Raw genomic sequence first — 21619 nt, 5'->3', positions numbered from 1 at the left:
ATGAAAAATGCAGGGCCATCACAACGGCAACTTAGAGTAGCAGAGCAAGTACGTCATGCAATAGCGCATATATTACAGCGTGATATTTTGCTTGATGATATCTTAAAAGATATTGTTATTTCTGTCTCTGAAGTACGCATGTCACCAGATTTAAAAATTGCTACTTGCTTTGTATCACCTCTCAGCACTCTTAAAAATGCTTCTCATACCGATGTTGTTGATACCCTCAATAAACATAGTCGTTTTCTCCGTGGAGAAATCAGTCATGCGTTGCGACAAATGAAATATATGCCAGAACTGCGTTTCCGACTTGATAATAGTTTTGATAATTTTTCAAAAATTGATGCTCTCCTTCGCTCGCCTGAGGTTGCACGCGATCTTCACCATAGTGATATAGATGAGGATTAAAGATATGGCGCGGCAACACAAGAAAAAAGGGCGTCCTGTTTCTGGCTGGGTCATATTTGATAAACCAAAAGGAATGAAATCAACAGAAGCTGTCTCACAAATCAAATGGCTCTTTCATGCTCAAAAGGCAGGACATGCGGGTACACTTGATCCTCTTGCTTCTGGTCTCCTTCCTATTGCATTGGGCGAAGCAACCAAAACCGTTCCTTACGTGATGCAAGGCAAAAAAACTTACCGTTTTCATATTGCTTGGGGGCAAGAGCGCTCAACAGATGATCTAGAAGGAGAAATAACGAAAACTTCTCTCATACGTCCAACACAAGAAGAAATACTTGCTCTTCTTCCTCAATATACGGGTATTATTTTGCAAACACCTCCACAATTTTCAGCAATCAAAATTGCTGGAAATCGTGCCTATGATTTAGCGCGTGAAGGGGAAGTTGTTGAAATTCCGCCCCGTGAAGTGGAAATAGAAACTTTCAAGTTATTAGAAATGCCTACTAAAGAGCATTCTGTCTTTGAAATAACCTGCGGAAAAGGAACTTATGTGCGCTCTTTAGCACGCGATATGGGACGTGATCTCGGTTGCTATGGGCATATTGCTGATTTAAGACGTATTGCCGTCGCACCTTTTGATGAAGAAGATCTCATTACATGGGAGGAACTAAAAGCGGCCATTCCGCCAAATAAAAATACTACAGATGAAAATAATCGTTCTTTTGAAAAAAACTTCTCAACACTCGATGGGCTCTTAATTGACACAAGTGCCGCATTAGATTGCCTCCCTCACTATATCCTTAATGAAACTCAAGCACAGAGAATTATCAAGGGTCATTCTATCCTCTTGAATCATCACAAAGTACCTCTTGATGAAGAGGAAATTTGTGTCCTCTATAAGGAACAACTTCTTGCTATTGGCATTCTCGACAAAGGTCTATTTAAACCAAAGCGGATTTTCACAATTTAATCGATTCTTTTCCACAACCACCTTTTGCGAAAAGATATTTTTCTCTATCAATTAAGAAAAATATGGTGCTTTTCATTGTCTATATTTACCGTATTCATATCAAAATTTAAGTCAGTGCTATAAGCTAACACCACCACACACTTTTTCCTCTTAATGTCGCAATAATCCTTGCATTTGAAGGGATTCATAAGAGGCTTTTTATTTCTTTTTCAATCATTTTTACTCACACTTTAGCCCTCGTTTGTAATGTGCAAGCGAAGATGTGGACTGATTTACTCTAAATAGATTTGAAACGAGAAAAGCTTAAGACTTTCAGAACTATCACTCAACATGAAAAATGAAAAATAACCATTATAAATCAATTCATTAAATATTGAAACAGCAATTTTTTGTTATGATTAAGCTAACAAATTGATCGAAATAATATTAATATATGTAATATTTACAAAAACTGTTTTAACCCTAAGGGAGATGATCAGAGGAAACTTTTAAAAGCATCTCATTGGCTTGAGGTATTGTTTGGCGTTCAATCATACGGTGCACTCTTATACCGTTAGGAGCACAATTTAAATGACGCAGACGCTTATTGACTTCTGCATCCGCTTTTGTGCGACGATGATTATGGCGTAAATAATCTACCCATGTTGGCATATGATAAGCCTCTGTCCAATATTCAGGTCTTTCAAGATCTCGTAAAAGAACCCACTGACGCGCACCATCACGTAATCGAATATGGCGTCGACGCGTCATCACTTTGAGAAACTCTTCGAGTTCATTTTCATGAATTTGGTAATCAATCATTATCATGATCGGGCCACTTCTTGCTTTGAGGTCGAGTAATAATTCCGGCTCTCTAAAATGATCAAGAGGATTTAAATCTATCTGAGGAATTTCTTGAATTCTAAATTTTACCCCTGCAAGAGCACCAAAAATCAAGAATAAAGAACAAACGCTCAAAGCAATTGTTGGAGAATAACCATCAGCTAAACCTCCCCAGATTGCACTTCCAATAGCCATCCCCCCGGCAGTTGCCGTTTGATAAAGAGCTAAAGAACGTGCAACAACCCAGCGTGGTGTAGAGAGTTGTACAGATGTATTAAACAATGATAAGGCCAAAACCCAACATAACCCTGCAGGAAATAAAGCAATATGGCTTATAATCAGTGAACGACTGATTCCCAATAAAAAGCAAGAAAAGGCGAAACCAATAAATGCACTTGCAATAATTGTTTCTGAACGAAAATGATGCCGTACAACTGCATTAATAATACCTGCTGTCATGGCTCCTAACCCAAAACAACCGAGCAATGTACCATAAAGAAGGGCACTTCCTCCAAGAACTTTATGCGCAACAATTGGCAAAAGTGCTAAAATAGAAGTTGCTCCTATACCAAAAAGGAACGCTCGAACCATAATACTTAAGAGATTAGGTGACATCGCAACATAACGCAAACCATCTGAGACAGCTCCTAACAGCCTTTCTCGTGGCAATGAGTTGTTTTCATAATTCGACTTCCAGAAAAACAACGCACCAATAAGAGGAATATAGCTTATAGCATTAAACAAAAAAGCAGCCGATGCCCCTAAAGTTGCAATGATGGCACCACCAATCGCAGGACCAACACTCCGCATCAAATTAAAGCCGACACTATTCAAACTAACAGCAGCAGGAATATTTTCCCTGCTCACAATATCTCCTATCGTTGCTTGCCAAGAAGGATTATAAAAAGCTGTGCCACATCCAATCAAAAACGTAAAACATAACAAAAGCCAAGGTGTTAGAAATCCCATATAGGCTAAAACAGATAAACTCATCGATATGACCATCATCATAATCTGTACACACAACATAATTTGACGCCGATTAAAATTATCAGCTAATGCCCCTGCCATCAAAGAAAACATAACAAGTGGTAATGTTGTGGCACTTTGAACGAGCCCAACCATGGAATGCGAAGAACTAATCAACGCCATTAACCACCCTGCTCCAACAGCTTGTATCAGCCCCCCTAAATTAGAAATAAGAGTAGATGACCATAAATTTCGAAATACCGAATTACGAAAAAGTTTTAATGTTGAAATGCTCTGCATCTTTTCCCTCCAACGCTATTTATCACTTTTGTTACCACTCACACACACTCATAATCTTTGTATCAAAAGGATGCATAATTGTTTAAAACACTTCTCATAAAACTCTATTTAAATCAATATTTCAAAACAAAAGCTTTTATTTAAAGAAAGACTTCAAAATGCTGTCAAGGACTAGTATTTTAACCTTCTTTCCTATATAAGAACGAAATTAGGTAAGAGTCTTCGACTTTTCCTGTTTTCTCACAGACCCTAGCTGAACGACATCTCGGCTATGGGTGACTTTATGTTTCTTCGTTTTTGGAAAGGATAATACGATGTCGATTACAGCTGAACGTAAACAAGCTCTTGTCGCAGAATACGCAAACAAAGTTGGTGATACAGGATCACCAGAAGTACAGATTGCTGTACTTTCTGAACGTATTTCTAATTTAACAAACCACTTTAAATCTCACAAAAAGGATAATCATTCTCGTCGAGGTCTTTTGAAGATGGTGTCTCAACGCCGGCGTCTTCTTGATTATCTTAAAGGAGTTGACCAAAATCGTTATCAGACACTTATAAAGAAGTTAGGTTTACGTCGCTAAAAGAAAAATGGAGGTGGTATTTAAAAAAACCACCCATTTTTTCAATGTGTTGCTTTTAATTAAAAATTTTAAAAACTGATAAGTTATTATGGGATAGGACTGCTCATCGTTTCACATTTAATGCGATTTACTTCTCTCTTCTCGCAACAAAGGAAGTAATTTGTTGTCCACCCCAAAACTTGCAAATATGCTGCGCACAACCAGAATGTAAGCAATCAAAGATTTAAACACTGGTCATTAAGGATAAAAAATGTTCAAAACGCACAAGATAGAAATTGAATGGGCTGGGCGTCCTCTCACCCTTGAGACAGGGAAAATAGCGCGTCAAGCTGATGGTGCAGTGATTGCTACCTATGGAGAAACTATTGTCTTAGCAACCGTTGTATCGGCCAAAAACCCAAAACCAGACCAGGACTTTTTTCCACTCACTGTTAATTATCAAGAAAAATTCTATGCTGTTGGTAGAATACCTGGAGGCTATTTAAAACGTGAAAGTCGACCAAGTGAAAATGAAACTTTGGTTTCACGTTTGATTGATCGCCCAATTCGTCCCCTTTTCGTTGAGGGATATAAAAATGATACACAAGTTATTGTTTCCGTTATACAGCATGATCTCGAAAACAATCCCGATATCCTTGCGATGATTGCATCTTCTGCCGCATTGACCCTGTCAGGTGTTCCTTTCATGGGACCTATAGCTGGTGCACGCGTTGGCTATTGTAATGGACAATATGTTCTTAATCCTCATATCGATGAAATGCCTGAATCAAAACTTGATCTTGTTGTTGCTGGAACAGAAAGTGCTGTTTTGATGGTTGAATCAGAAGCACAAGAATTACCGGAAGATATCATGTTGGGGGCCGTGATGTTTGGTCACCAAGGCCTTCAACCTGTCCTTGATGCCATTATAAAGCTTGCTGAAGTTGCTGCAAAAGATCCTCGTGATTTTGTTCCTGAAGATCTTTCTGAACTTGAAAAAGCGATGCAGAAAATGGCAGAACAGGATATACGAAAGGCTTACACAATTACTGATAAGCAAGAACGTTATGCTGCAATTGATGCACTAAAGACAGAAATCCTCAATAAATTTATGCCAGAAACAGAAAAAGACTGTCAATTTAGTACAGATCAAATTGCAACCGTATTTAAACAGTTGCAAGCAAAAATTGTTCGTGGGAACATTCTTGATACCCAAAAGCGGATTGATGGACGCAATCTTTCTACCGTGCGCCCTATCCAATCAGAAGTAGGTATTTTACCCCGCACACATGGATCAGCTCTCTTTACCCGTGGAGAAACACAAGCTATTGTCGTTGCAACGCTAGGAACTGGTGAAGATGAACAATATGTTGATTCCTTAACGGGAATGTATAAGGAAACATTCCTTCTCCATTACAATTTCCCACCATTTTCAGTGGGTGAAACGGGACGCCTTGGTTCTCCTGGTCGTCGTGAAATTGGACATGGTAAATTGGCATGGCGGGCAATTCACCCCATGTTGCCAACGAAAGAATCTTTTCCTTATACCATTCGTGCTGTCTCAGAAATCACTGAATCCAATGGCTCTTCTTCTATGGCAACGGTTTGTGGAACCTCACTTGCTCTTATGGATGCTGGTGTTCCTCTAGCACGCCCTGTTGCTGGTATTGCTATGGGCTTGATTAAAGAAGGAGAACGCTTTGCTGTTCTTTCTGATATTTTAGGGGATGAAGATCATCTTGGAGATATGGATTTTAAAGTCGCAGGAACAGAAAATGGTATTACTGCCTTGCAAATGGATATCAAAATTGATGGTATTACCGAAGAGATTATGAAAATCGCGCTTGAACAAGCCAAAGGAGGCCGAATTCATATCCTTAATGAGATGGCGAAAGCTTTAACCAGTGCACGTGCTGAGCTGAGTGAATTTTCTCCACGAATCGAAGTTATGAATATTTCTGTCGATAAAATCCGTGATGTTATCGGCTCTGGTGGTAAAGTTATTCGGGAAATCGTGGAACAAACTGGAGCAAAAATTAATATTGAAGATGATGGTACCATTAAAATTGCTTCTGCTGATGCTAAAACCATTGAAGCGGCAAAACGCTGGATCCATTCTATTGTCGATGAGCCTGAAGTTGGTGCTATCTACCAAGGAACAGTTGTAAAAACTGCAGAATTTGGTGCATTTATAAACTTCTTTGGTTCTCGTGATGGACTCGTTCATATCTCTCAGCTTGCATCAGAACGCGTCAGCAAAACAACCGATATTGTAAAAGAAGGTGACAAAGTTTGGGTTAAATTAATGGGCTTTGATGAGCGTGGAAAAGTTCGGTTATCAATGAAGGTCGTTGATCAAACAACCGGAAAGGAAATCACCGGTGATAAAGTGATGAATGAAGAAAAGTGCGTGGATGAAAAAAAACAACCTGAAAATAAGCGCCGCCGTAAGAAAAAAGAAGAGTAAGTTTTTCTTCTTATCGTATCATGAAATGCCATCCCAATATTGGAGTGGCATTTTTTTCTTTGAAAGAGTCATATGTGTTATTATTTTTGCCTTTTGAAAATCATGAACTCCCGTATCCTGATCCAAACCAGTGTTGGCTAAGTTTTGGTTTAACAGAAATCCCAGCTCAAGAATGGGCACAAAATTTAAGAGTTATTACGCCTTGGCGACCAGATTTTTTAAAATTTGTCGATACTCAATTTCACTGCTCTCCTCAAATAGATAAAACCTTCAGCTATGATGGTGCATTTTTACATTTGAGCAAATATCGTGGTTTGAACCAAAATTGTTTTCTTGATTTATTAGAATGCGTTAAACCCAATGGATGGATTGTAATCAGTGGGAATAAAACTGCTGGTGCTGCTTCAATGATGAAATGGGTCAAAACAATTGTTCCCATCACCAATAAATTATCTAAAAATCATGGTCTTGTATTTTGGTTGCAAGTTCCTCAACAAATTGAGAGACATAACATTGCGCAATTGCGCTCACCACCGCTCACTTTTGGTAATTTTCAAACCGCTTCTGGTATGTTCTCACACGGACGTATTGATCCAGGATCTGCTGCGCTTGCGTCTTATATGTTCAAAGTTATTTCTGGAAAAACGGCTGATTTTGGTGCTGGATGGGGCTATCTTTCTCACGTTGCACTTGAAAGAAGTGAAAAACTCACCGCTCTAGACCTTTATGAAGCCGACTACAACGCTTTGAGAGCAGCAAAACGGCACCTTAAATCCATAACAGCTCCTTTTCCAATTCATTTTTATTGGCATGACCTTGTACATGAACCTATCACAAATCTATATGACACAATCATTTCAAATCCACCGTTTCACACACAACAAACGACAGATGTTTCATTAGGAAAAAATTTTATTATAAATGCTGCAAAGTGCTTAAAACCAAGCGGCAGTCTGCTTTTTGTTGCAAACCGCCACCTGCCTTATGAAACATTATTAAAAAATATTTTCCGCACAGTGTTGATACATGAACAAGCCCATGGTTTCAAAATTATCGAAGCGCGCAGATAAACAAAACAAGCAATAACTTTCAAAGAATAAAACGGGAAAGATCGATATCAGCAGCAAGCTCGCCAATAGATTTTCTTACGTAAGCAGCATCAATTTTAAACGATGTTCCAGCTTTATCTGGCGCCGTAAAAGAAATCTCATCCAAAACGCGCTCCATCACTGTTTGCAAACGACGTGCCCCTATATTTTCAATCCTTGCATTTAAATCTACAGCAATATCTGCTAAAGCATCAATTGCATCATCGGTAATTTCCAAATGAACCTCTTCCGTTGCCATAAGAGCAATATATTGTTTAATCAAACTGGCTTCTGGTTCTGTTAGAATGCGTCGTAAATCTTCCCTTGTTAAAGGATTGAGCTCCACACGGATGGGCAAACGTCCTTGAAGTTCCGGTAATAAATCAGATGGCTTGGAAACATGAAATGCACCTGAGGCAATAAAAAGAATATGATCTGTTTTGATTTGCCCATATTTTGTAGCAATTGTTGTTCCTTCCACCAAAGGCAAAAGATCACGTTGAACGCCCTCACGCGAAATCGCAGCACTGGCTCCACCGTCTCGAGTTGCAATTTTATCAATCTCATCAATAAAAACAATACCATCATTTTCAGCAACACGAAGCGCCTCTTGAATAATTTGCTCCTGATCAAGGAGTTTTTCAGATTCATCATCAATGAGCGGTTTAAAAGCATCCTTTACCGTCGTCTTACGGACTTTTGTACGACTGCCCATTTTGCCCAAAATATCTGATAAATTCATAATACCCATTTGTGCCCCAGGCATACCAGGAATATCAAAGGTTGAAGCACTATTGCTATTATTATCGGCGACTTCAATTTCAATCTCTTTCTCATCCAGCTCACCTTCACGCAATTTTTTACGAAAACTATCACGGGTAGCAGGACTTGCTGTTTTACCAACAAGGGCGTCTAAAACGCGCTCTTCAGCATTCACGTGAGCCTTTTCTTTTATTTCATCTCGTTTCTTTTCACGTACAAGAGAAATGGCAATTTCAACAAGATCTCGAATAATTTGCTCAACATCACGTCCCACATAACCAACTTCAGTAAATTTCGTCGCTTCTACTTTAACGAAGGGTGCTCCAGAAAGTTTTGCTAATCGACGTGCGATTCCTGTTTTACCAACACCTGTTGGCCCTATCATTAAAATATTTTTTGGCATAACTTCTTCACGCATCGGCTCATCAAGCTGTTGCCTACGCCACCGATTGCGCAATGCAATAGCTACAGAGCGTTTGGCATCATTTTGGCCAATAATAAAACGATCAAGTTCAGAAACAGTCTCACGAGGGGAAAATACAACACACATTTAAATAGCTTTCTCTAAAGAAGATAATTCTGCATCCAATGTTTCAATCGTAAAATGATCATTGGTGTAAACACAAATTTTAGCGGCAATAGCCATAGCTTTACGAGCAATAGTTTCTGCATCCAAATCCAAATCCATGAGTGCACGCGCTGCTGAAAGAGCAAAATTTCCTCCAGAGCCAATTGCCATAACCCCATCTTCTGGTTCTAAGACATCACCAAGCCCTGTTAAAGCCAAAGTTACTTTCTTATCAGCCACGAGCATCATTGCTTCGAGACGACGCAAATAGCGATCTGTTCGCCAATCTTTTGCAAGTTCTACACAGGCACGCATAAGCTGATCAGGATATTGTTCAAGCTTTGTTTCCAATCTCTCCAGTAATGTAAAAGCATCTGCCGTAGCACCTGCAAAACCAGCAATAACCACTCCGTTCTTTCCAAGACGACGCACTTTACGTGCATTGCCTTTCATAATTGTCTGTCCAAGAGAGACCTGACCATCACCGGCCATCACGACTTTTCCACCTTTTCGTACCGTAATAATTGTTGTACCATACATTATGTCTGGCTTATGTTCTGTCATAAGGAAACTCCTTAATATTAACTTTACTTTTTAATATTGATTTCTTTTCATACAATGTAAAACTCAATTACTATTGTCCTATTTAAGAACATATACAGCAAAACACAATGATTCAGCATAACTCAATTTGTTGAAAATGGAAAAATGATATCATTGTTGTCAATGTAAATTACTGCTAAATAGCTTTATATAAACAGTTTGTGCTTTTTAGAGGAAAATTATGAAAAAAATAGCCATAGGAACCTTAGGTGGAACAATTGCAATGACTGCTGATAGTTTTGGTCACATGCAACCGACTTTAACTTCAGATAACCTTATAAAAAGTGTTCCTGATTTAAATAACGTTGCTGATATTCATGCACAAACATTAATGCAAATACCAAGTGGATCTTTATCGTTTCAAATGCTTTTTGAAATAATTAAGTGGGCAAAACAACAAATAAACGCTGGTGCAGAAGGTATTGTTTTAACACAAGGGACTGATACTCTGGAAGAAACAGCTTTTTTTCTTTCTCTTTATTGGAAGGAGGCTGAACCACTCATCATAACCGGCGCTATGCGCATGCCTCATGAAGCAGGCGCGGATGGCCCCGCCAACATTTTAGCAGCCACTCGTGTCGCAGCAGCCACACAAAGTCGTAACAGGGGCGTTCTCGTTGTCATAAATGATGCAATTCATTCACCTTATTGGCTCTATAAAAGCCATACCGTCAAAGTCGAAACATTTCAATCAGGTCTTGCAGGTGTTTTAGGAACTATTTTAGAGGGAAAACTTATTTATTTCAATGATCGAAAATTTTTTCCGACAACGTTTGATCTTCCCCAAAATCATGATCATCAAATTGCACTCCTCTATTCCTCTTTATCATCTGGTGCACAATTAATGAAACTATGCCTTGAAAGTGGGTATTATGCTGGAGTTGTTATTGCTGGTTTTGGTGCGGGGCACTGTAGTTTTCAAGAAGCAGACCTTGTACAACAATATGCACAAAAAATACCAATCATTATTGCTAGTCGTTGTTGTAATGGCTCAACAACTCGTATAACTTATGGCTATAAAGGCTCCGAAATCGATATGATTGCTTCTGGTGCTCTCATGTCTGGTTATTTATCAGCCGTAAAAGCGCGTCTACTTTTATGGGCTTTTTTGGCGCAAGGGCACTCATTAGCACAAATCCGTGCAAACTGGAATGACTGGACTATAAGTTAATGAAAAATGATCTATTATCTTAAAAGAAGAGAGCATGCAAAACAAAATTTATTTGAAAATAAAGCCGCTCTTCTGTCTGCTCTTAATCAATTGCTGCTGCAAAAAAATCTCGACAAATACAAATGATTGATACAACTATACAAAAAATTAATCAGAAAGATAATCTGGTCAAATCTGTTTCTGACCGATATTCACCCTATCGTGTTTTTACTGCACAAGAATGGTCAGAGTTTCGTGAAGACACACCTCTTACTTTGACTTTTGATGAAATTAAGCGTTTACGCTCTATTGATGATCCTATCGATCTTAAAGAAGTCCAACGCATTTATCTTTCTTTATCGCGTCTGTTATCATGCCATGTTGAAGCAGTACAGGAACTTTTCCACAAACGTCAGCAGTTTCTCCATCAAGAAGAGAGTAGAAAAACGCCCTTTATTATTGGAATTGCTGGTTCTGTAGCTGTAGGAAAATCAACCACGGCTCGCATTCTTCAAGAACTGTTGAAACGTTGGACATCTAGTCTTAAAGTTGATCTAATCACAACGGATGGTTTTCTCTATCCTAACGCAATCTTACAGCAAAAAAATCGTATGAATCGTAAAGGATTTCCTGATTCCTATGACATTAAAAAGCTGCTGTGCTTTCTTTCGGCTATAAAAGCAGGTATCGGAAATGTCCGTGCCCCACTTTACTCACATATGACCTATGATGTTCTAGAAAATCAGACAATTACCATCGATCGTCCTGATATTTTAATTGTTGAAGGTATTAATGTATTACAGGTCAGTGATCTTCCTAAAGATGGAAAAGCTATTCCTTTCGTATCAGATTTTTTTGATTTTTCAATCTATGTCGATGCCGAAACAGAAGTCATTCGTCACTGGTATTTGGAGCGCTTTAAACGTTTGCGTAAAACAACTTTTCAAAATCCTGAATCCTATTTTCATCGTTATGCCCACCTCAATGAAAAAGAAGCCTCAAAAATCGCTGAGGATCTTTGGCAAACGATTAATTTAAAAAATTTACAGGAAAATATATTGCCAACACGACCACGGTCCAATCTCATTCTACGAAAGGGAAAAAATCATTTGGTCGAATATGTCGCACTTAGACGACTATAAGGATCTCATAACTATGCAGCACCACCACATTCATTTTACCTCAACGCGTATCGATAACAGTTGCCCTATCATCTTGGTAAACCAAAGAAATCTTGCTAACTTATCACTTGATGCGTCAACAACAGCATGGATAAAAGTTAATGACTTTACTGGAAAAGCGGGACAAATACTCTTTGTTCCTCACGAAACGGGGCATTTAAAAAAAGTTTTATTTGGAATTGGCAATAATAGCGATCCTTTTATCACAGGAGTTCTTGCTCAAAAACTTCCTGCTGGTCAATGGCATTTAGAAGGTACAACCTCTGATGAAATAAATACCTATCTTGGATTAGCATTCGGTAGCTATCAATTTAATCGCTATCGTCAAAATTCTTCTTTCAAATCATTATCCATCCATGTCAATGAGGCCGTTGATCTTAATGAACTCCAACGAATTTATGAAGCTGTCTTTTTCGTCCGTGATCTCATTAATATTCCAGCCAATGATATGACCCCTGATGCTCTCGAAAAAGAAGCTCGAAAACTAGGAAAAACCTACGGTGCTCACATCAAAAGTATTTGTGGAGATGATCTCTTAACACATAACTTTCCGATGATTCATGCTGTAGGACGAGCAGGCAGCACTGCACCACGACTGATTGAGTTACTCTGGGGGAAAGAACATCATCCTAAAATAACGTTGGTGGGCAAAGGCGTAACTTTTGATACTGGAGGACTCGATATTAAATCAGCCAATAACATGTTGCTTATGAAAAAAGACATGGGGGGTGGAGCAAACGTTTTGGGATTGGCTAAACTTATCATGGATGCAAAATTGCCTTTCCGTCTACGTGTTTTGATTCCAGCTGTAGAAAATGCAATTTCTGCGAATGCTTACCGACCAAGTGATATCCTTAGAAGTCGTAAAGGTTTAAGTGTTGAAGTAGGTAATACAGATGCTGAAGGGCGCCTTGTCCTTGCCGATGCACTCGCCTATGGTGATGAAGAAAGTCCACAATTCATGCTTTGTATGGCTACTTTAACAGGGGCAGCGCGTATAGCATTAGGACCAGATCTTCCCGCATTTTATTGTAATGATTCAATATGGGCACAACAAATTTCTGAATCTGCTCACGCTGTCTTTGATCCTCTTTGGCAAATGCCCCTTTGGAAACCTTACCAAGAAATGTTATCATCACCAATTGCTGATCTTAACAATGTAACTGGAAATAGCTTTGCTGGTTCTATAACAGCTGCTTTATTTCTTAATTCTTTTGTTGAAAAAGCTGAACATTTTGCGCATTTTGACCTTTATGGATGGATTCCAAAAGAAAAACCAGGATACCCTATTGGTGGATCAGCACAAACTATTCGTGCCCTTTATAATATTTTTAAAAATGAAGTTTGACACACAATATTCAAAAAAATAGACAATTTTGCAGCTTAAAGAATAATTGGTCTTACACAGTATTCTTAGTTTTGTTTGAGGATAAAAATCTTACCAATACAGCTTTCATGAGTTTGTTTAAAGGTAAGAAGTAACAAAATGGAAAGCAAAAAGATGATCTCTAAAGACCCAAGACTTCATGCATTCAGAGATGATCTAGCAGATCAACGTCTTGAAACAGAAATTACAGCTCAGCGCTTTGTTCAAGGTGAAAAAAGACGTGTTAATACAGCGGTCGCTGGACTTTTTAAAGAAAATAGTAAAAAAAGTGAAAGACAAACAGAATGCTTATTGGGAGAAGAACTTCTCATTTTTGAACAAGGGGAAACAATGTCGTGGGGACAATCACTCAAAGATGGTTATGTTGGTTATATTGATACAAAAGTTCTTTGTACATCAACCATAAAACAAACGCATGTGGTTTCAGTACCACGTACATTTAAATATTTACACGCTGACTTACGTGGACCAATAGTGTCCCCTTTATCTATGGGAAGCAAAGTCAGTGTTGTTGATGAAATTGAAGTCCGTGACACAATGTATTCTATTCTTGAAAATGGAACAGCAATCATTACGAGCCATCTCAGCCCCATTGGACGCGTATATGAAGATTATGTCACAGTTGCAGAAACCTTTATCCGTACACCTTATCTTTGGGGTGGTGTCAGCGGTTTTGGAATTGATTGTTCGGGACTCATTCAGCTCTCTATGATGATGACCGATCAAATAGTTTTACGTGACACCGATATGCAGCAAGAAACTATAGGCAGTCCTCTTACAGATACTGATAAACTTCAACGAGGCGATTTAATTTTTTGGAAAGATCATGTTGCTATTATGGTCGATCACGCAAATATTATTCACGCAAATGGTTTTTCTATGGACGTTATGATTGAGCCCTTGGAAAACGCAATTACGCGTATCGCTAAAAAAAATCAATATCCCATCGCAAAACGCCGTCCAATTCAAGAAACTTCATACATGCCTCCTATAAAAAATTAATTGAATGTTTTATTATACAATATATTGATTTATAAGGATAATTATCCATCATTCACTCTGCGTCAAGCATTCTAAATATCGTAAAATTTTTTATTTCAAATCTGTTTTTATGTTGGATCAATCAAAGCCGCTTGTCTGTTCATCACAAGCGTAATTGATGTATAAGTAAAAATGATTATGAAAAGAAAAATATTCCTTCTGAATGCCCTCAAATGCCAAGAGCTATCGTAATATTGGGACCAGCTTACTTCTTCATAAGCGTAAAGATAGTGGCGCTCAATAGATTTTACATTATTTCCATAGGGACTTTAACGTTATATCATTCCGGGCACCGTCGCGAAATGGGCTTTGGAGCATTGCGAGGTGCCTCTTTTAAAAAAGCTCGTGAATATGCAACACAATGCCATTCTACATTACGTAAAGAACGTACCCCTCTTAATCAAAAGCAACATTTTTTGAAATTTTTCCTATTATCGATATCTCATGAAATAAATACCCCTTATACCTCTCAGTGCACCCAAACCCATCTCACAATGATACACGTGAAAAGTATAACATACATTGTCTACCACTATCTTTATACTTATGAATCGTGTAAAGACATCATTATACACTTTGCCAATTCTCAATGTTGCGATAACCCTTGGCTATTGGAGAGTGTTCTTTCAGCACGTATTTTATTTCTTTCTTAAATAATTTTATCCACATAACCCTCCCCGCTTGGAACGTGCAAAAGAATGGTTTTGATTAATTTAACATAAAACAGATTTGAAATGAGAAAGTTTTTTACGACTCTGGACTTCCCCATTCAACATAAAAAATTATAAATTATCATTTTAAATCAATATATTGAATTATATTTTCTTCTTATAACACATTAAAGAAGATGATTTTTCAATACCTGAACCAATGGTTTATCAGCATCAGGCATAGAGTATTTATCAAGATCATTAATAAAAACCCATTCTAAATTTTGCCCCTCTCGTCCTTGCGCAACACCCTCATAATGGTCACAAAGATACAATGGCATTAAGAGATGAAATGTTTTATAGTTATGACTTGCAAATGTTAAAGGGTGTAAATTATTTAGTTGAACATAAATACCAAGCTCTTCCTCTAATTCACGAATCAATGATGCTTCCGGAGTTTCACCTTGCTCAACCTTGCCACCAGGAAACTCCCATAAACCAGCCAGTGATTTTCCTTCAGGACGCTGTGTAAGCAAAACACGATTATTCTGATCGAACAATGCGCATGCAACAACAAGAAGAATAGAACTTTTCATACACATATCACTCCCCAATAGGGAACATAAAAATAACTGACTTTCCTATCATATCCCCTCTGCTCCTAAAAGAGCTCACATACCCCATTTGCTCTGAAAAATAATAAGCTGTTAAATATAAAGTGCATCCATTAACTTCTGTAATCGCTATTGATCATAACGTACTCTTTTGTTAAATCGCAAGACCAAACCGTCGCCGTGCTCTTACCCAAACCGATATCAACACGAATTGTGATGTGTTTACCTTGCATATAAGCACCTATTGTCTCTTCACAATACTCAGGATCTCGTACGCCATTCACGGCCACACGATGCTCACCAAACCAAATCGTCAATAGATCACGATCGACTTCAACACCGGCCTTCCCAACTGCCATAACGACCCGCCCCCAATTCGCATCTTCACCGGCAATAGCCGTTTTTACGAGCGGTGAATTTGCAATTGATAAAGCAATAGTTTTAGCTGCATTGTTTGTTGTAGCGCCCATCACATTAACCTCAATTAAATGACGAGCACCTTCACCATCACAAACAACTTGTAGTGCAAGTTCATGCAGAAGTGCACTCAATTGTTTCACAAAAACCCCATAACGCGGATCAGATTTACTTGTAAGACATGGAAAATGTTCTTTTCCTGTCGCAAACAACATAAGCGTATCTGAAGTGGAGGTATCACTATCAACAGTAATTGAATTGAAAGAACCCTCAACTGCCTCTGATAACATGGATTGGAGTGCATCCGAAGAAATAGTCGCATCACTAACCACAAATGACAGCATTGTCGCCATATCTGGTGCAATCATACCAGAACCTTTTGCAATTCCATTAATGGTAACACGCTCTCCCCCACAGTCAAAAGTGCGCGTCGCAAGTTTTGGAAATGTGTCCGTTGTCATTATGGCTTTTGCAGCTTCCAACCAATTGCCCTCTTCTGCTGTCTCTGTCATACTTGGTAAAAGATTGACAATACCCGATGCATCCATTGGCTCACCAATAACACCCGTAGAAGCTATAAAAATTTCATCTTCTCTAACCTTTAAAGCGTTCGCTGCTGCACAAATAATTGCATCGGTTGTGTGCTTTCCTTTGCTTCCTGTAAAAGCATTTGCATTTCCAGAATTCACAACAACACCCCTCGCAACCCCATGAGGAAGCGATGCACGACAATGCTCTACAGGGGCAGATGGACATTTTGAACGAGTAAAAACACCGGCCACACTCACTGGCTTATCGAATATGATGAAAAGAAGATCTGTACGATCTTTATATTTAATCCCAGCTTCAGCTGTTGCTATCCGTACACCAGATAATGGAGAAAGCTCTTGGATCTTTTGAGGCGACAAAGGAGAGATTTTCAAAACCACAATATGCTTTCTATAAAAAAATGAAATGATTGCAGATCAATAACCTCTCATAGAAAACTGCTAGGCTTTTTGAACAAAACTAACCTAGCAAATTATCTATTAAAGAGGCTATCTATTTTTCCTAGCTATTCCGTATCTTCTTCATCTGATGTCTCATCGGGAAGTAGCGTCCCATTTTGATGAAGCGATTCCATGATTTTGGTAACATTAGGATCAGGGTATTTCACATCTATCTTGCTACGCAAATCAACAATCAGTTCTTGATAGCGCTTTTTTATTAGCTGTGTCCGCAACATCTCTTTAACATCATCAAATGCAGGCGGTTGTTTTACACGACGATCTTCTAATTTAATAATATGCCAACCAAAAGGACTTTCAACGGGTTGTTTTGTGTATTCGCCAACTTTCAAACCAAATGCGGCATCTTCAAAAGGCTTGACCATTTGACCATGGCTAAAATAACCAAGATCACCCCCAACGGCAGCAGAACCATCTGTTGAACTTTTCTTTGCAATCTCTTCAAAATTTTCGCCTTTATTTAAATGCTTAATGATAGCTTCTGCTTCTTTTCTCGTTTTGACCAAAATATGACGCGCTTTAACCTCATCCTCTTTAGGTAAAGCAGCAACTTCTTGCTTATAAAGAGCTTCCAAATCAGTATCCGATATTTTATCAACAATCTCCTGTTTAAAATAAAGCTGTTGAAGAACATTGTCACGCATGACTGCCATACGTTTATCGTAAGCTTCTGTCTTATCAAGACCCTTGCTTCTTGCTGCTTTTGCGAGTGCCTGCATATCTAAATAAGCTTTTAAAACCATCATACGGCGTTGTTCATCAGGAAAACGTGCTAAATTAGGATTTATTTCAAGCGCTAAATCATCCAATTGGCCTGCTGTAATATTTTTCCCATCAATAACCGCCATAACATGAGAAGGAGAAACGGCTTTTTCAGAAGCTTTCTCTAAAGTCTTTAAATCACTCGACGATGAATTCAAACCTTCTTGAGCACTCACCCCTAAACTTGTACTTGCCAATAAAGTTGATGCTAAAAAAAGCGTGATAAAGTTAAATTTCATAAATATACTCCTTAAAAATGAAGGCAGGTTCAAGATTCCAATTTTCTTTACCATAACACTTTAATCTTTAAACATAGAGAAATAAATTAGTAATTTTATTTTAAAAAAGTATAAAATCATCCTTTTATCTCAGTTTCTCCAATCCTATCTAATGCAGATGAAAAACATGATAATAGAGAAAAATGACATATTGTATCTTAAATTACTTTGTATTGTATCAGTTAAATAGCATACTTAAAGTTGACATAAAGCGCTTAGCCTCTTATCTCTACTTTACAATTAGAGTGAAAAATTGCACACCAGCAAGTATAATGGTACCATCTGCATTTCATGATGTCTCCAATGATATCAGACAACCTGAAGGAAATGTAGAGTATGGGGAGAGCATATGAATTTCCCAACAAGAGTGACAACAATTAAAAGAAAGGGCCAGAGATGGTCAGTTTAGGTGTTTTTGCCCGTAAGTTTTTTGGTTCAGCTCATGAGCGACATCTCAAAGCACTCCGCCAAAAAGTTGCACAAATTAATGCTTTGGAAGAACAATTCGTAAAATTAAGTGATGAGCAGCTTTGCCAAAAAACAGATGCCTTTCGTAAACGTCTTAGTGAAGGTGAAAGTGTTGATTTGCTCTTACCAGAAGCTTTCGCGACTGTTCGTGAAGCCGCAAAACGTGTTTATGACATGCGTCCTTTTGACGTACAACTTATTGGTGGAATGGTCCTTCACGATTGCGGCATAGCTGAAATGCGTACTGGTGAAGGTAAAACCTTAATGGCAACTCTACCAATTTATCTCAATGCATTGGAAGGTAAAGGCGTTCATGTTGTGACAGTAAACGATTATCTCGCCAGTCGTGATGCTGAAACAATGGGAAAAATTTTTAGTTTTCTAGGGCTTACAACAGGCGTGATTCTTCATGATCTTGATAGTGATGCCCGCCGAGAGGCCTATGCATGCGACATCACCTATGCCACAAATAATGAACTAGGTTTTGATTATTTGCGTGATAATATGGCCTTCGATCGTAGTCAAATGGTCCAACGTGGACATCATTATGCAATTGTCGATGAAGTTGATTCGATTCTTATTGATGAAGCCCGTACCCCCCTTATTATTTCTGGTCCTCTAGAAGATCGTACTGACTTCTATAACCTTATTGATACATTTATTCCTGCCTTAACTCCAGAAGACTATGAAATAGACGAAAAACAAAAAACAACGACATTTACCGAAGTTGGTACTGAAAAAATTGAAAAAATGCTCGAACAAGCTGGGCATCTTAAAGGTGAGAGTCTTTATGACATAGAAAATGTCGCTATCGTTCATCATGTCAATAATGCTCTAAAAGCTCATAAACTGTTTGCTCGCGATAAAGATTACATTGTTCGCAATGATGAAATCGTTATTATTGACGAATTTACAGGGCGAATGATGCCTGGGCGGCGTTATTCTGAAGGACTTCATCAAGCGTTAGAAGCTAAAGAGCATGTTGCTATTCAACCAGAAAACCAGACACTTGCTTCCATCACTTTCCAAAATTACTTCCGTATGTATAGGAAATTATCTGGCATGACTGGAACTGCAACAACAGAAGCCGAAGAATTCAGAAATATTTATGGTCTTGACGTTGTCGAAATCCCTACAAATTTGCCAATACAACGTATTGATGAAGATGATGAGATTTATCGAACAGCAGAAGAGAAATATCGGGCAATTGTGCGTGATATCCGTCAAGCGCACGAAAAAGAACAGCCTATTCTTGTTGGAACAACCTCTATTGAAAAGTCAGAACAATTGGCAGAGCGTTTGCGAAAAGAAGGCATTACCGATTTTAGAGTCTTAAATGCTCGCTATCACGAACAAGAAGCATATATCATTGCGCAAGCAGGCGTTCCTAGAGCTCTCACCATTGCAACCAACATGGCAGGACGCGGTACGGATATACAGCTTGGTGGTAATGTTGAAATGCGCATCCGACAAGAGTTACAGGATATCCCCGAAGGTCCAGAGCGGACAGCTAAAATTGAAGAAATAAAAAAAGATGTTCAGAAGCTTAAAGAAAAAGCTTTAGCGGCTGGAGGGCTTTACGTTATCGCTACTGAACGTCATGAAAGCCGTCGTATTGATAACCAGCTTCGTGGACGTTCTGGTCGCCAAGGCGATCCTGGTCGCTCAAAATTCTTTCTCTCTCTTCAAGATGATCTTATGCGTATCTTTGGCTCTAACCGTATGGATGGTATGCTGCAAAAACTTGGATTGAAAGAAAATGAAGCTATTATCCATCCATGGATTAATAAAGCCCTTGAAAAAGCACAAAAAAAGGTCGAAGCACGAAACTTTGAAATTCGTAAAAATCTGCTAAAATATGATGATGTCATGAATGATCAACGCAAGGTTATTTTTGAACAGCGTATGGAGGTCATGAACGCAGATGATTTATCAGAAATGATCCTTGAAATGCGCAATGAAGTCGTAGAGGATCTCGTAGAGGCTTATATTCCATCAGGGACATATTCTGAAAAATGGGATGCAAAAACTCTTGAAGAAGAGCTTCAACAACTCTTTAATCTTGAGCTTCCAGTGGAAGAATGGGCAAAAGAAGATGGAATTGCCGAGGAGCAAATTCTAGAGCGTGTATCAGATGCTGTTACAAAACTTGAAAATGAGCGTACTGAACGATATTCTCCAGAAGTTATGGCTTATTTTCACAAAGCAGTATTGCTCGAAACTATTGACACGTTATGGCGTGAACATCTGGTGAGTTTAGACCATTTGCGTTCTGTTGTTGGTTTTCGTGGTTATGCGCAGCGGGATCCGCTCAATGAATATAAGACAGAATCATTTGAACTCTTTCAAAGTATGTTGAGAAATTTGCGCCGAATTGTCACTTCTAAGCTTATGCGCTTTGAAATCATTCAACACCCCACAGAACCGACCATACCTGAGCAAACTGATGCTGCTTCTTCTGTCTTTAATGATCAAAGTCAAGAAAATGCTCCCACCTTATCGGCACGATCACAAGAAAATAGATTTGTTAATCCACAAGATCGTGACCCTAACGATATAACCACATGGGGAAAAGTTGGACGTAATGAGCGTTGTCCTTGCGGTTCAGAGAAAAAATACAAACACTGTCATGGAGCCTTTATTTGAAAAGCAAATTATGCAAATGAATAAAAAGCGAAATTATGAGCAAGAATTGCGCACCGCTGGTTTAAGAGTAACACGTCAACGACGAGTTATTCTTGATATTTTGACTGATACAAATGATCATCCCAATGCATTTGAAATTTTTCAGCGTGCAAACAAAATAGATTCGAATATTTCACTCTCAACTGTTTATCGAACCATGAAAATATTAGAAGGAAATGGAACAATTCATCGCCATAGCTTTAGTGGTGGTCCATCTCGTTTTGAGCAAGCAGATGGGCAACATCATGATCATCTCATTGATATAGAAACAGGACAAGTCATCGAGTTTCATTCTGATGTTATTGAAAAGCTACAAGAGGAAATTGCAAAATCTCTTGGCTATGATATTATTCATCACCGCCTTGAACTTTACGGAAAAAAAAACTCTTAAAAAAGTGATCATATATCATTAGATAAAAGACCTCAGGCAAATCAAATTTTATAAAAATTTACCTTTAAAAT

At 38.5% G+C, this 21619-nt stretch carries 17 protein-coding genes; 11 read left to right on the top strand and 6 right to left on the bottom strand.

What is annotated here, in order from left to right; genetic code table 11:
- Positions 1-408 carry a 30S ribosome-binding factor RbfA gene (gene rbfA / locus ACFILL_RS04980; protein ID WP_375643394.1) on the top strand — a complete coding sequence of 136 codons (408 nt, stop codon included), beginning with the start codon at positions 1-3 and terminating at the stop codon, positions 406-408.
- A gap of 4 nt (positions 409-412) precedes the next feature.
- The gene (gene truB, locus ACFILL_RS04975) at positions 413-1375 is read left to right on the top strand and encodes a tRNA pseudouridine(55) synthase TruB (protein WP_375643393.1); all 963 of its coding nucleotides are present in this window, start codon (positions 413-415) and stop codon (positions 1373-1375) included.
- 462 nt (positions 1376-1837) lie between these two features.
- Here truB and ACFILL_RS04970 read toward each other — a convergent pair whose 3' ends face one another.
- Positions 1838-3466, bottom strand: a complete 1629-nt coding sequence (locus ACFILL_RS04970) for an MFS transporter (RefSeq protein WP_375643392.1) — start codon at positions 3464-3466, stop codon at positions 1838-1840.
- 314 nt (positions 3467-3780) lie between these two features.
- Between ACFILL_RS04970 and rpsO the strand changes: the two genes are divergently transcribed.
- The 3 genes from rpsO (at position 3781) to ACFILL_RS04955 (ending at position 7566) form a co-directional block, all read left to right on the top strand.
- Positions 3781-4050 (top strand): 30S ribosomal protein S15, encoded by a 270-nt coding sequence (gene rpsO / locus ACFILL_RS04965; protein ID WP_005774142.1) that lies wholly within the window; start codon positions 3781-3783, stop codon positions 4048-4050.
- 250 nt (positions 4051-4300) lie between these two features.
- On the top strand, positions 4301-6496 hold the full coding sequence (pnp, locus tag ACFILL_RS04960; protein ID WP_375643390.1) for a polyribonucleotide nucleotidyltransferase: 2196 nt from the start codon (positions 4301-4303) through the stop codon (positions 6494-6496).
- Between the two features lie 74 nt (positions 6497-6570).
- Positions 6571-7566: a class I SAM-dependent methyltransferase gene (locus ACFILL_RS04955; RefSeq protein WP_375643389.1), complete on the top strand. Its 996-nt coding sequence runs from the start codon at positions 6571-6573 to the stop codon at positions 7564-7566.
- Between the two features lie 19 nt (positions 7567-7585).
- On the opposite strand, the gene hslU is transcribed toward ACFILL_RS04955, so the two are convergent.
- Together hslU and hslV are read right to left on the bottom strand one after the other, a co-directional pair.
- Positions 7586-8896, bottom strand: coding sequence for an ATP-dependent protease ATPase subunit HslU (gene hslU, locus ACFILL_RS04950; protein WP_375643388.1), 1311 nt, complete (start codon positions 8894-8896; stop codon positions 7586-7588).
- Positions 8897-9478: an ATP-dependent protease subunit HslV gene (gene hslV / locus ACFILL_RS04945; RefSeq protein ID WP_012754621.1), complete on the bottom strand. Its 582-nt coding sequence runs from the start codon at positions 9476-9478 to the stop codon at positions 8897-8899.
- Between the two features lie 220 nt (positions 9479-9698).
- Between hslV and ACFILL_RS04940 the strand changes: the two genes are divergently transcribed.
- The 4 genes from ACFILL_RS04940 to ACFILL_RS04925 all read left to right on the top strand — a co-directional run bounded on the left by ACFILL_RS04940 (position 9699) and on the right by ACFILL_RS04925 (position 14237).
- Complete coding sequence (locus ACFILL_RS04940) at positions 9699-10688, top strand: asparaginase (RefSeq protein WP_375637596.1); 990 nt, start codon at positions 9699-9701, stop codon at positions 10686-10688.
- A gap of 122 nt (positions 10689-10810) precedes the next feature.
- On the top strand, positions 10811-11809 hold the full coding sequence (gene coaA / locus ACFILL_RS04935; RefSeq protein ID WP_273790598.1) for a type I pantothenate kinase: 999 nt from the start codon (positions 10811-10813) through the stop codon (positions 11807-11809).
- 13 nt (positions 11810-11822) lie between these two features.
- A complete protein-coding gene (locus ACFILL_RS04930) occupies positions 11823-13196 on the top strand; it encodes a M17 family metallopeptidase (protein ID WP_375631081.1) in 1374 nt (457 codons plus the stop codon).
- A gap of 153 nt (positions 13197-13349) precedes the next feature.
- The gene (locus tag ACFILL_RS04925) at positions 13350-14237 is read left to right on the top strand and encodes an NlpC/P60 family protein (protein WP_375643406.1); all 888 of its coding nucleotides are present in this window, start codon (positions 13350-13352) and stop codon (positions 14235-14237) included.
- 877 nt (positions 14238-15114) lie between these two features.
- On the opposite strand, the gene mutT is transcribed toward ACFILL_RS04925, so the two are convergent.
- The 3 genes from mutT to ACFILL_RS04910 form a co-directional block, all read right to left on the bottom strand.
- A complete protein-coding gene (gene mutT, locus ACFILL_RS04920) occupies positions 15115-15528 on the bottom strand; it encodes an 8-oxo-dGTP diphosphatase MutT (RefSeq protein ID WP_273790599.1) in 414 nt (137 codons plus the stop codon).
- Positions 15529-15653: 125 nt separating this feature from the next.
- Positions 15654-16886 carry a bifunctional glutamate N-acetyltransferase/amino-acid acetyltransferase ArgJ gene (gene argJ, locus ACFILL_RS04915; protein WP_375643386.1) on the bottom strand — a complete coding sequence of 411 codons (1233 nt, stop codon included), beginning with the start codon at positions 16884-16886 and terminating at the stop codon, positions 15654-15656.
- A 125-nt stretch (positions 16887-17011) separates the two neighbouring features.
- Positions 17012-17965 carry a peptidylprolyl isomerase gene (locus ACFILL_RS04910; RefSeq protein ID WP_273790601.1) on the bottom strand — a complete coding sequence of 318 codons (954 nt, stop codon included), beginning with the start codon at positions 17963-17965 and terminating at the stop codon, positions 17012-17014.
- 435 nt (positions 17966-18400) lie between these two features.
- On the opposite strand from ACFILL_RS04910, the gene secA reads away from it, so the two are divergent.
- Together secA and ACFILL_RS04900 are read left to right on the top strand one after the other, a co-directional pair.
- Complete coding sequence (gene secA / locus ACFILL_RS04905; protein WP_375631084.1) at positions 18401-21118, top strand: preprotein translocase subunit SecA; 2718 nt, start codon at positions 18401-18403, stop codon at positions 21116-21118.
- Complete coding sequence (locus ACFILL_RS04900; RefSeq protein WP_273790603.1) at positions 21057-21548, top strand: Fur family transcriptional regulator; 492 nt, start codon at positions 21057-21059, stop codon at positions 21546-21548. The genes secA and ACFILL_RS04900 overlap by 62 nt, the downstream gene beginning before the upstream one ends.
- Positions 21549-21619 lie beyond the last annotated feature (71 nt).

The organism is Bartonella sp. AP20NXHL, assembly GCF_042196165.1.
In the GTDB taxonomy this organism is placed as follows: domain Bacteria; phylum Pseudomonadota; class Alphaproteobacteria; order Rhizobiales; family Rhizobiaceae; genus Bartonella.
This window is presented reverse-complemented; position numbering and strand designations above follow the sequence as displayed.

Excerpts from the sequence above, each read along its gene's own strand:
- ACFILL_RS04970 (WP_375643392.1), bottom strand. The coding sequence starts at position 3,466 with ATGCAGAGCATTTCAACATTAAAACTTTTTCGTAATTCGGTATTTCGA.
- rpsO (WP_005774142.1), top strand. The coding sequence starts at position 3,781 with ATGTCGATTACAGCTGAACGTAAACAAGCTCTTGTCGCAGAATACGCA.
- truB (WP_375643393.1), top strand. The coding sequence starts at position 413 with ATGGCGCGGCAACACAAGAAAAAAGGGCGTCCTGTTTCTGGCTGGGTC.
- ACFILL_RS04940 (WP_375637596.1), top strand. The coding sequence starts at position 9,699 with ATGAAAAAAATAGCCATAGGAACCTTAGGTGGAACAATTGCAATGACT.
- ACFILL_RS04925 (WP_375643406.1), top strand. The coding sequence starts at position 13,350 with ATGATCTCTAAAGACCCAAGACTTCATGCATTCAGAGATGATCTAGCA.
- ACFILL_RS04930 (WP_375631081.1), top strand. The coding sequence starts at position 11,823 with ATGCAGCACCACCACATTCATTTTACCTCAACGCGTATCGATAACAGT.
- pnp (WP_375643390.1), top strand. The coding sequence starts at position 4,301 with ATGTTCAAAACGCACAAGATAGAAATTGAATGGGCTGGGCGTCCTCTC.
- ACFILL_RS04910 (WP_273790601.1), bottom strand. The coding sequence starts at position 17,965 with ATGAAATTTAACTTTATCACGCTTTTTTTAGCATCAACTTTATTGGCA.
- hslU (WP_375643388.1), bottom strand. The coding sequence starts at position 8,896 with ATGTGTGTTGTATTTTCCCCTCGTGAGACTGTTTCTGAACTTGATCGT.
- hslV (WP_012754621.1), bottom strand. The coding sequence starts at position 9,478 with ATGACAGAACATAAGCCAGACATAATGTATGGTACAACAATTATTACG.
- ACFILL_RS04900 (WP_273790603.1), top strand. The coding sequence starts at position 21,057 with ATGAGCGTTGTCCTTGCGGTTCAGAGAAAAAATACAAACACTGTCATG.
- coaA (WP_273790598.1), top strand. The coding sequence starts at position 10,811 with ATGATTGATACAACTATACAAAAAATTAATCAGAAAGATAATCTGGTC.
- secA (WP_375631084.1), top strand. The coding sequence starts at position 18,401 with ATGGTCAGTTTAGGTGTTTTTGCCCGTAAGTTTTTTGGTTCAGCTCAT.
- rbfA (WP_375643394.1), top strand. The coding sequence starts at position 1 with ATGAAAAATGCAGGGCCATCACAACGGCAACTTAGAGTAGCAGAGCAA.
- mutT (WP_273790599.1), bottom strand. The coding sequence starts at position 15,528 with ATGTGTATGAAAAGTTCTATTCTTCTTGTTGTTGCATGCGCATTGTTC.